Consider the following 9,328-nt stretch of genomic DNA (forward strand, 5'->3'; position numbering starts at 1 on the left):
GGGCCACCGCCAATTTGGCCGTGGCCCGCTCTTTTCTCAGCCGGTGCTTGGTGCCCGGTGCATCAAGTTATCTAGCCATAGAGCGCTGCAGCACCCATCGCACCTGTGAACATGCTGCCGATCAGCATGGCGGTGATAATACCCGAGATCACGAGATAGGTGACGATCCAGATCAGGATCAGCACGATCGTGAAGCCTACAGCCTTGTCCTGCGGCACTTTCGAAGTCGCCTGCGATCCGAGATAGATCTGATAGCCCGCATAGCCAAATGCCGCGAGCGCGAGCAGCCAGCCAAGAATCGGAATCCAGCTCAGCAAGCCAGCTACCCAAATCGGCGTACCCGAATAGACCACCGTCTTCATGGCAGCGAGCTGATCCTTCTTGCCATCGAAGCTTGGTGCCAGCGCGTTGGCGACGATGCCCATGAGATACAGGACACCAAGACTGATCACATAACTCACAACGGCGGACACGAGCACGAAGCCCATCCCAAGACCCGGCACGCCAAGTGCGCCCGAAATCGCCACGGAGCTGATGACGGAGCCGATCGCCGGCAAGATCGCCAAGATCATGGCATAGCCGGTAAACAGGCCTCCCACAGTATTGGTTTCCCCGTCGACCTTTGGCCATTCGGTCTGTGGCGATAAGAGAATATTCTTCGCGCGATCGATCAAGCTCATAACTCTTCCCCTTTTTTATACCCGTTCATGTGAACGAAATTGCCCGATTCGTAAAGCAAATGCACCGGGCCGGGGTTGTGCCCCAGATCACTCAACAGCACTGCCAGAGGGCCTGTAAGCCGGGTTCTGTCCAGCGGATCGCTCCGCCTGTGCGGCCATTCCTCTAGAAACGGGATCGCTCCCGCCCTCAAGCAACCAACCCGGACGGCAGGCTGGACCCTCAGCCTATGCGCCATCCCTATTCGGTCTTGCTCCCGGTGGGGTTTGCCGTGCCGCGGCCGTTGCCGGCGCGCGCGGTGCGCTCTTACCGCACCCTTTCACTTTTCACCGTCCTCGCGAGAGGATGTGGTGACCTGCTCTCTGTGGCACTTTCCCTGGGGTCGCCCCCGCCGGACATTATCCGGCACCGTGGGTCCATGGAGCCCGGACTTTCCTCCAGCCTTCGCTGCAGCTTCGGCTGGCAAGCGCTGGGCTTGTCCGCCGTAGCTTTGGCGAAGGCGGGCGGCCGCCCGGCCCTCTGGCCTGCCCTATCTAGACTCGCCCTGCTCGCGTTCCAAGAGCAGCTGGAAGAGAATGGCGCGACTTTGGCCGTCGATCGTCCCGTCGATCAGTTCGGGGCGAAAGCGCCGCTGGAACGCGACGACCGCGGCCATCTTGTCCTCGATATCGTAACCGAAGCGTTCGAGCGCGACGAGAAAGGCGCTGTCCGTCCATCCCGGATCGGTCGTCGCATCTTCGGGCCGCGACAGCGCATGGCCGAACCGGGCCAGCTTGTCCCACGGGAACAGTTCGCCGGGATCCTGCCTGCGCGCGGGGGCGACATCGGAATGACCGACGACATTGGCACGCGGAATGTCGTGGCGCTTGCGGATCTCGTCGGTGAGCCGCACGACTGCGGCGACCTGATCCGCCGGAAAGGGCCGATAGCCGAATTCATGCCCGGGATTCACGATCTCGATACCGATGCTTGCGGAATTCACATCCGTAATGCCACGCCAATAGGAAGCGCCGGCGTGCCAGGCGCGCTTGCCCTCATCGACAAGGCGCAGCACCGTGCCGTCCTCATTGACGACATAGTGGGACGAAACCCCCGATTCCGAACTTGTCAGCCGCCGGATCGCGGACGCGCCGTCCACCATGCCCGTATAATGCATGACAAGCATCGAGACCGGCAGCTTGCGGTCGTTGAAATTCGGCGAAGGCGTTTCGACAATCGACATGACCCGCGCCCGATACCGCCCGTTTTGTCGCCGAACGTCAAGAGCCGGCGGCGGCAACCCTGAGGATTTGGCGGGGTTCGGCGGCGGCCAGCCGGTACAGGGACCGCACGCCCGGAAGAATCTCGAACCGGTCGCTGTAACCGAGCACGGTCTCGCCCGCGCCCAGCATCAGCGCGCCGTCGGGGGCCAGCGCACCGGCCAGGTTCGCCAACGCGCGTGCGCGGTTCGTTCCGGGAAAATACAGCATCACGTTGCGACACAGGATCAGATCGAAACGCCCGGGCGGCGGCGTCTCCAGCACGTTGTGACGCCGGAAGCGCGCCATGTTCCGCAGCTTCTCCCGCGCCTGCCAGCGGCCGTCCACATTTTCGAACCAGCGCAACATATGACCCGTCGCCAGCCCGCGCTGGATCTCGAACTGGCTGAAATCTGCCCGTCTCGCGCGGTCGATCGCCGATTGGGAAACATCGGTGCCAAGCAGGTCGATCGACCAGCCACGCCACTGCGCCTCATTGTCGCGCAACTGCATCGCAATGGAATAGATTTCCTGTCCCGTGGAACAACCGGCGGACCATATGCGCAGGGTCTTCCCACGCCGGTTCGCCGCGATCGCCTCGAGCACGCGCGGCAGATCGGAAAACGCGTCATGGTCACGAAAAAAATAGGTTTCGTTGTTCAGCAGCGCCTCGACCGTCTCGTCGGACAGGGTCCGCGCCTCGGGGTCGGCGAGCTCGGCCGCCAAGGCATCGCAATCCGGGATTCCGTGCGCCTTTAGGATGGGATTCACCGCCATTTCCACGCGCCAGTGCCGGCCCTCGGACAATCGCTGACCGGTCCGCGCTTCCAATAGGCAGGAGAACATCTGTACGGTCGAGGGCGAGAGCGTCATGCGGCCATGCTTCCATGGCGCGCCACATGCGCGGCAAGCTCGGCCGGCGGCGCGATGAACGCCGCGACGCCTGCGCGGGCCACTGCGCCCGGCATTCCCCAGATGACTGCGCTTTCGCTATCCTGTGCCAGTATTTCGCCGCCGGCTTTTCTGAGCCGCTCCGCGCCTATCGCGCCGTCCCGTCCCATGCCTGTCAAAACAATACCCAGAGCGTGTGCGCCGTAGGTTTCTGCGACACTCGACAGCATCACGTCGACGGATGGGCAGAGCCCATTGGGCAACGATGTCCGGTCGAGTGCGACGCGCACTTCGCCGCCGTGTTGTTGCAGCGCCAGATGCGCCTCGCCCGGCGCCACGATTATGTCATGTTCGCTCAAGGCCATGCCTTCTTCGGCCAGCGTCGCGCGCCGTCCCGAAATCGCGGCCAGCTGCCGAGCGAAATAGATCATGAAATCGGGCGGCAGATGCTGTGTGATGAGGATCGGGGCGGAGAAGCTGTGCGGCAGGGCCGAGAAGAACGTCGAAAGCGCATGAATCCCGCCGGTGGACGCGCCGATCGCGACGCATTCGACGGGGAGACGAGTGGACACCGCCCTGTTGCTGGTGACGCGCGCAATCTCTCGCGGCCCGTCCACGGCGTTATTGCGCCGCGTATCAGCCTCGAGAAGCCGGCGCATCGTATCCGTCAGCAGCGCGGCGAACCGGTTGTTCGCCTCGGCTCGGTCAGGCTTGAGCACGATATCGCTCGCGCCCATCGCCATTGCGCGTACTGACGCCTCGGCGCCTTCCCGGCAATGCGAGGAAACGATCAGGATCGGCGCATTGCCGCTCTTCCGAATAATGTCGGGTAGCGCATCGATGCCGCTTACACCCGGCATTTCGATATCCAAGATGACGAGATCGGGCGAAATCGTCCGCAATTTGTCGAGCGCGTCGTCCGCGCTCACGGCATGGGCGACGACCCTCAGATCATCGGTCTCGTTGATAATCCGTTGAACGATGAGGCGGGCGACAGCGGAATCGTCGACGACGAGAACGTTGCGGTGTCCGGTTCGCGCGCTCTCGCCCGGGAACGCCGGATCAGCCCGGCTGGCCATGCGTGGCACCGCTTTGCACCAGTTCGATCTTGCTCTGCAGCGTCTCCCGGTCGAACGGCTTCATGATATATTCGTCGGCGCCAGCGGCCATCGCTTTGCGGATATGGCCGACATCATTCTCGGTCGTGCAGAAGATAACCTTGGGCGGTTTTGCCAGCGCCAGCGCCTTCATGGCTTCGAGAAATTGCATCCCATCCATGACCGGCATATTCCAATCGAGCAGGATTACGTCGGGTACGTCGCCTTTCACGCGCTCAAGGGCCTCGCCGCCATGATCGGCTTCCTGAACGCTGAAATCGAGCGTTTCGAGCATATGACAGGCGACTTTTCGAATGACCTTCGAATCGTCGACGACGAGACATTTCTTCACAAACTGCGCTCCCGTGGGTGTCCGGCACATGATCCATAATGGACCGGAGTAACCGTGCCGTTAATTTCCCGGAAAAACGGCATCGTCATGCCGCTGCGGCATGGTCTTCGTCGATCAGCGCGGCGGGATCGACGACTGCGATAGCCGCGCCGTCCAGATCGATAACGCCGGTCGAAACCCGCTGCCAGCCCGGCTCGAACGCCGCGCCGAGCTTCTGCGGTGTGCCGGTATGTTCGCGTACGTCGTGAATTTCATCGACCGCCAGGCCGTAGAGATACCCGCCTACTTCGGCCACGATCAGCGATTGTCCGTCAACAGCTTGCGCGTTGCCGCCCTCGATCGCCGCGCGCGTATCGATCACGGTGATGACCTTGCTGCGCAAAGCCGCAATCCCCGCGACCGTCGGCGCCGCCCGCGGCACCGCAATGATGTCGGACGCGGTCACGACGGACTGCACGGCGTCGGCGGGAATCGCGAATTGTGTTTCGCCGATTTCGGCAACCAGATAGAGCTGATTCATCCCGCGGCGCTCCTTTTCCGGCGATCATGCAAGGCATCGACGATGCCGGTGCGATCGTAGCGATACACGTGGCCGCGGCCCGGCGACGGGTCGGCGCTGAGGCGAACGATGTCTGCATCCTCGCGATCGAGACTCTCACCCGCATCGCTCGCGTCGATCGCAATGTCGTATTCGTCGCTTTCGTCGAACGTCACACGATAACCGGCCTGTTCGATCAACGGCGCCAGCAGTTCGCGCCGCCAGACATCGTCGCCGCCGATGACGAGGCAGCGCGGCCGGCCAGACTGTGCGGGAGCGGAATCGCAAAACTCGGCAAACAGGAAATGCACGTCCAGCAACTCGATCGGCTCGCCGTCGACGACAGCGACCCCGGCAACGCGGCCGGGCCGGCGCGCAGGGTCTATCTTTTCCGGGAATGCACCGACATCTGCGGCCATATCGGCAATCGCATAGACGATCGCCCGCTCGCCATCGCTCAAACGCAAGAGGCGAAGCTTGCCGCTGTCCGGCAGCGTGCCGCTGGCAACGACCGGTATGGTTTCGTCATCGAGAACCAGCCGCAGGCTGCCGGCGCGCTGCACGATCCGCTCGGCATCGGTATCGATGATGCGGCTGACGACCGCCATGCGCACGGCGCGCCGGCACCCATCGAGATCGGTAAATATCAGAGCATCCGAACCCGTTGTCGGTGCCTGCTCGACGAGATCGGATTGCGTGTCGGCCAGGTTCAGGCGTAGACCTGCCGTAACCGCCAGACCGGCAATGTCCAGCAGTAACAGCGGCATTCCGTTGTCCGGCAGCGCGGTGCCGGCATAGAAGCCGGCCTGCATGATGCCGGGCGCGGCGGGTTTGACGACCAGTTCCTCATGATCGAACACCGCCGTGACCATCACGGCGAACCGTTCCCGTTTGCTTGAATGGACGACGACGAGATGTTTCGGAGCGCCGCGCTGCTCTTCGTTCCGTTCATCTGTTCTGCTTCCAAACAGCGCCTCCATGCGGACGACAGGCAGTCTTTTGCCGCGGATCTTCGCCACCTCGGTGCCGCCCACGCTTTGCAGTTCGGCGCGATCCCGATCGAGCGATACGATCTCCGCGATATTGGCACGCGGGATCGCATAGCGGCTCTCGCCGACGCCGCAGATCAGGGCCGGAATGATCGTCAGGGTGAGTGGCACGAGCAGTGAAAAGCACGTCCCCTCACCGGCCGTGCTGGTGATATCGATACTGCCGCCGATCCGCTCGACATTGGAGCGGACGACGTCCATGCCCACGCCGCGGCCGGATACGGCGCTGACCGCTTCGGCGGTCGTCAGCCCAGGTTCGAAAACGAGGTCCAGCAATTGCTGCTCGTCCATCCTTTCGAGCCCCTCCGGGTTCACATTCGCACTGGCCAGGGCCTGTTTCTTCAGCTTCTCGGCATCGATACCGCGTCCATCGTCGGCGATGCTGATCTGAATCTGATTGCCCGACTGGCGTGCGCCGATCCGCAAGACGCTCGTTTCCGGCTTGCCGGCCGCTCGGCGTTCGTCAGGCGGCTCGATGCCGTGATCGAGCGCGTTGCGGACGATATGCGTAAGCGGATCGCGCAGCATCTCGATCATCTCGCGATCGAGTTCGACATCGGCGCCGTCGACCTCCAGCAGCACCGACTTTCCAAGTTCTGCAGACAGATCCCGAACGAGGCGTGGCAAAGCGGCGAACAGGCTCTCGATCCGCTGCATGCGGGCCCAAGTGATGGCATCGCGGATTTCCGCGACACAGGTGGACATCCGCTCGAATGCCGTATCGACCTGCTCGCCCGCGCCCGCCTCACGCAACTGACGCGAAAGCTCGTTGCGCGCCAGAACGAGATCGGACACGCCGCCCATAAGCCGGTCGAGCAGTTCCAGCGGTACGCGGATGCTGCGCGCCGGATATCGCGTCTCCAGAACGTTCTGCTGCGCCTCGGCTTTCGGTTCTGCCTCTGCCGTCTCATCGCTGAGCGCGGCAATCAGCGGCCCATCGATACTTTCATCGATCTCCTCGCCGCTTTCGAGCGCATCGATCATCGCACCGATACGGTCGATGATGGCGAGAATGGCGCTCACAAGGCGGGGCGACGGTTCGCGTGTGCCGTCGCGCAGTTCCGAGAGCGCCTGTTCGGCTTCGTGCGCGACGCGCTGGACATGGGTCAGATCGAGAAAGCCGCAGCTCCCCTTGACCGTGTGGACGAACCGGAAAATCGCGTCGAGCCGCTCCCGATCCGCCGGATCGGCCTCCCAGGCGACGATTTCGCCGGAAATCGTGTCCAGCGTTTCGCGCGTTTCGGCAATGAATTCAGCGAGAAGATCGTCCATCGAGTCCGTCCAGGAAAACCGCCTGACGGTCTTGATGGGCGTCGATGGTTAAGATGTCGTTTACCGGGCGCCCTAATCGGCGAAAGTTACGCCGAAAAGCAGCACATTGTCTTCCGGTTCGGAGACCTGGACCTCGCCGCCGCCCTCACGCACGAGGATGTGGACGAGCCAGGCGGCGGCCGCACGCGGCGTCAGCGCCTCGGCGTCGGTCTTGCCGAGCAGCGCGGTCTTGAGTTCGGGATCAAGGACGATCCGGTCCCCTTCCGCCCGCACGACGATCTCGCTGCCCTCGGCGCCAACCAGCAGCGCGCCGCCCCGCACCAGCGCATCGGCGGCGATCAGCGCCAGGTTGAGCAGGATCTTGATCTTCGCCTTGGACATGCTGGGCTGCTCGACCAGCCAGTCGAGCTCCACGCGGCCCTGTGTGCCGACGAGACCCTCGATCGCCGTCTTCGCTTCGCGGCTGTCGATCTCGTCGTCGAAACCGCCCGCCGCACCGAAGGCCAGCCGGAAGAATTTAAGCTTGGTCGCCGACGTTTTCGCGCTCTCCGCCAGCAATTCCATGCAGCGTTCGCGCATCTCCGGGTCATGCTCGTCGGCGAGCAGCTCGATACCGTTATTGAGCGCGCCGATCGGACTCAACAGATCGTGACACAGGCGCGATGCCAAAAGGCTCGCAAATTCAACGCTTTTGCTGTCCATCGTCTCGCGGTTCCCGTTGCTGGCCCTGGCCCCTAATGTCGGCTGGACGCGGGGCTTGCAAGGGCTAGCTCCACAGGTGCGAGCCGGCCGGGTTCGGTGGCGCGCCAGAGCCGCATTTCCGCGCCCGAGACGATCAGCCACAACCGTCCTGTATCGAGCGCCATCGCGGCGTCCCGCGCGGACGGTGCGGCGGTGCCTGTAGGGTGGGAATGATAGTGGCCGATGATCGTATCGCCGCCAGCGCGTTCGGCCCGGATGGCGGCGAACAGGGCGGACGGATCGATTTCGAAGCTGTCCGCCGGGTTTTCCGCGACATTTTCGGTCGGTTTCGCGCTTTCGATACGGTCTTTTTCGCCGAACAGCAGACCACACGCCTCGATATCAGGAGATTCCACGCAATGGCGCAGAATTTCGCGCTTTGCGGCACTTGAAATTGTGACGATCACCCCCAAATTGTTACGCAATGGCGGGGGACTTGTCGACATTGGAAGCCTGTATCGCCGCCGAAGCCGATGGCTGGCGTCTGGACCGGGCATTGGCAGCCGCATTGCCGCAATTGTCGCGCGAAAGGCTGAAAAAGCTGATCGCGGCCGGCCATGTGCGCAATGCTGATGGGTCGCACGCACGCGACCCGAAAAGCGCCGTCCAGAAAGGGCAGAATTTCACCGTTTCGGTGCCGGAACCGGAACCGGCAAAAGCCGTGCCGCAGGACATTCCGCTCGATATCGTGTTCGAGGACGAACATCTGATCGTCGTCGACAAGCCGGCGGGCTTGGTGGTCCACCCGGCCGCAGGCAATGCGGACGGCACGCTCGTCAACGCGCTTCTGCACCATTGTGCCGGGCGATTGTCGGGGATTGGCGGGGTGGCGCGGCCGGGCATCGTGCACCGGATCGACAAGGATACGTCCGGGCTGATGGTCGCGGCGAAGACGGACAAGGCGTATGAGGGCCTCGCCAAACAGTTTGCGGCCCACAGCATCGATCGCGTTTACAAGGCGATAGTGTATAACCTTGTGAATAAGTCTGAGGATAAGATTGAAACCAACCTCGCGCGATCGCCGCAGAACCGGCAGAAAATGGCGGTCGTCGAGCCTCCGCGCGGCAAGCATGCGATTACGCATTACAAGCGCATTCAGGCGCTGAACAATGCGACGCTGATCGAATGCCGGCTGGAGACCGGGAGGACGCACCAGATTCGCGTCCATATGGCGCATATCGGCCATTCTCTGGTGGGCGATCCGGTCTATGGCAGGCCCAAACCTGCCCTAAAGGACGTGCTGAAAAGACTGGATTTCAACCGCCAGGCACTGCATGCTGCGCGCATTGGATTTATCCATCCTGTAACAAGTAACGCTTTAGCCTTTGATAGCGAACTCCCTGTCGACATACAGGAACTATTCAGGGCATTATACGTATAGATAATGAAGGTTTTCCGGGGGTCTTTCCCGGAACTTAAGGTTCAAGGAGCACAGGAACGAAATGGCCAAAGCCGTTGCGACAATTCCGGCG

Annotated in this window: 10 protein-coding genes and 1 other RNA gene; 1 reads left to right on the forward strand and 10 read right to left on the reverse strand. The window is 62.5% G+C overall.

Annotation, left to right across the window (positions count from 1 at the left end):
• Positions 1-71: 71 nt before the first annotated feature.
• The 10 genes from ACTS1Z_RS07430 to ACTS1Z_RS07475 all read right to left on the reverse strand — a co-directional run bounded on the left by ACTS1Z_RS07430 (position 72) and on the right by ACTS1Z_RS07475 (position 8,302).
• The gene (locus ACTS1Z_RS07430; RefSeq protein WP_442623815.1) at positions 72-680 is read right to left on the reverse strand and encodes a Yip1 family protein; all 609 of its coding nucleotides are present in this window, start codon (positions 678-680) and stop codon (positions 72-74) included.
• A 99-nt stretch (positions 681-779) separates the two neighbouring features.
• An RNA gene (gene rnpB, locus ACTS1Z_RS07435) (RNase P RNA component class A) lies at positions 780-1,201 on the reverse strand.
• A 6-nt stretch (positions 1,202-1,207) separates the two neighbouring features.
• Positions 1,208-1,900: an N-acetylmuramoyl-L-alanine amidase gene (locus tag ACTS1Z_RS07440; protein WP_442623816.1), complete on the reverse strand. Its 693-nt coding sequence runs from the start codon at positions 1,898-1,900 to the stop codon at positions 1,208-1,210.
• A 37-nt stretch (positions 1,901-1,937) separates the two neighbouring features.
• Positions 1,938-2,693 (reverse strand): CheR family methyltransferase, encoded by a 756-nt coding sequence (locus tag ACTS1Z_RS07445; RefSeq protein ID WP_442623824.1) that lies wholly within the window; start codon positions 2,691-2,693, stop codon positions 1,938-1,940.
• Between the two features lie 92 nt (positions 2,694-2,785).
• The gene (gene cheB, locus ACTS1Z_RS07450; RefSeq protein ID WP_442623817.1) at positions 2,786-3,886 is read right to left on the reverse strand and encodes a chemotaxis-specific protein-glutamate methyltransferase CheB; all 1,101 of its coding nucleotides are present in this window, start codon (positions 3,884-3,886) and stop codon (positions 2,786-2,788) included.
• Positions 3,870-4,256 (reverse strand): response regulator, encoded by a 387-nt coding sequence (locus ACTS1Z_RS07455; protein ID WP_442623818.1) that lies wholly within the window; start codon positions 4,254-4,256, stop codon positions 3,870-3,872. The genes cheB and ACTS1Z_RS07455 overlap by 17 nt, the downstream gene beginning before the upstream one ends.
• Before the next feature lie 85 nt (positions 4,257-4,341).
• Positions 4,342-4,776, reverse strand: coding sequence for a chemotaxis protein CheW (locus tag ACTS1Z_RS07460; RefSeq protein WP_442623819.1), 435 nt, complete (start codon positions 4,774-4,776; stop codon positions 4,342-4,344).
• Positions 4,773-7,115: a chemotaxis protein CheA gene (locus ACTS1Z_RS07465; RefSeq protein ID WP_442623820.1), complete on the reverse strand. Its 2,343-nt coding sequence runs from the start codon at positions 7,113-7,115 to the stop codon at positions 4,773-4,775. Before ACTS1Z_RS07465 ends, ACTS1Z_RS07460 begins: the two co-directional genes overlap by 4 nt.
• A gap of 72 nt (positions 7,116-7,187) precedes the next feature.
• Complete coding sequence (locus ACTS1Z_RS07470; protein ID WP_442623821.1) at positions 7,188-7,817, reverse strand: histidine phosphotransferase family protein; 630 nt, start codon at positions 7,815-7,817, stop codon at positions 7,188-7,190.
• Between the two features lie 32 nt (positions 7,818-7,849).
• A complete protein-coding gene (locus ACTS1Z_RS07475; RefSeq protein WP_442623822.1) occupies positions 7,850-8,302 on the reverse strand; it encodes a Mov34/MPN/PAD-1 family protein in 453 nt (150 codons plus the stop codon).
• Between ACTS1Z_RS07475 and ACTS1Z_RS07480 the strand changes: the two genes are divergently transcribed.
• The gene (locus ACTS1Z_RS07480; protein WP_442623823.1) at positions 8,281-9,237 is read left to right on the forward strand and encodes an RluA family pseudouridine synthase; all 957 of its coding nucleotides are present in this window, start codon (positions 8,281-8,283) and stop codon (positions 9,235-9,237) included. The two genes, ACTS1Z_RS07475 and ACTS1Z_RS07480, sit on opposite strands and share 22 nt — an antisense overlap.
• The last annotated feature ends 91 nt before the right edge of the window (positions 9,238-9,328 follow it).

It is taken from the genome of Parasphingopyxis sp. (assembly GCF_052168295.1).
Classification (GTDB): Bacteria; Pseudomonadota; Alphaproteobacteria; order Sphingomonadales; family Sphingomonadaceae; genus Parasphingopyxis.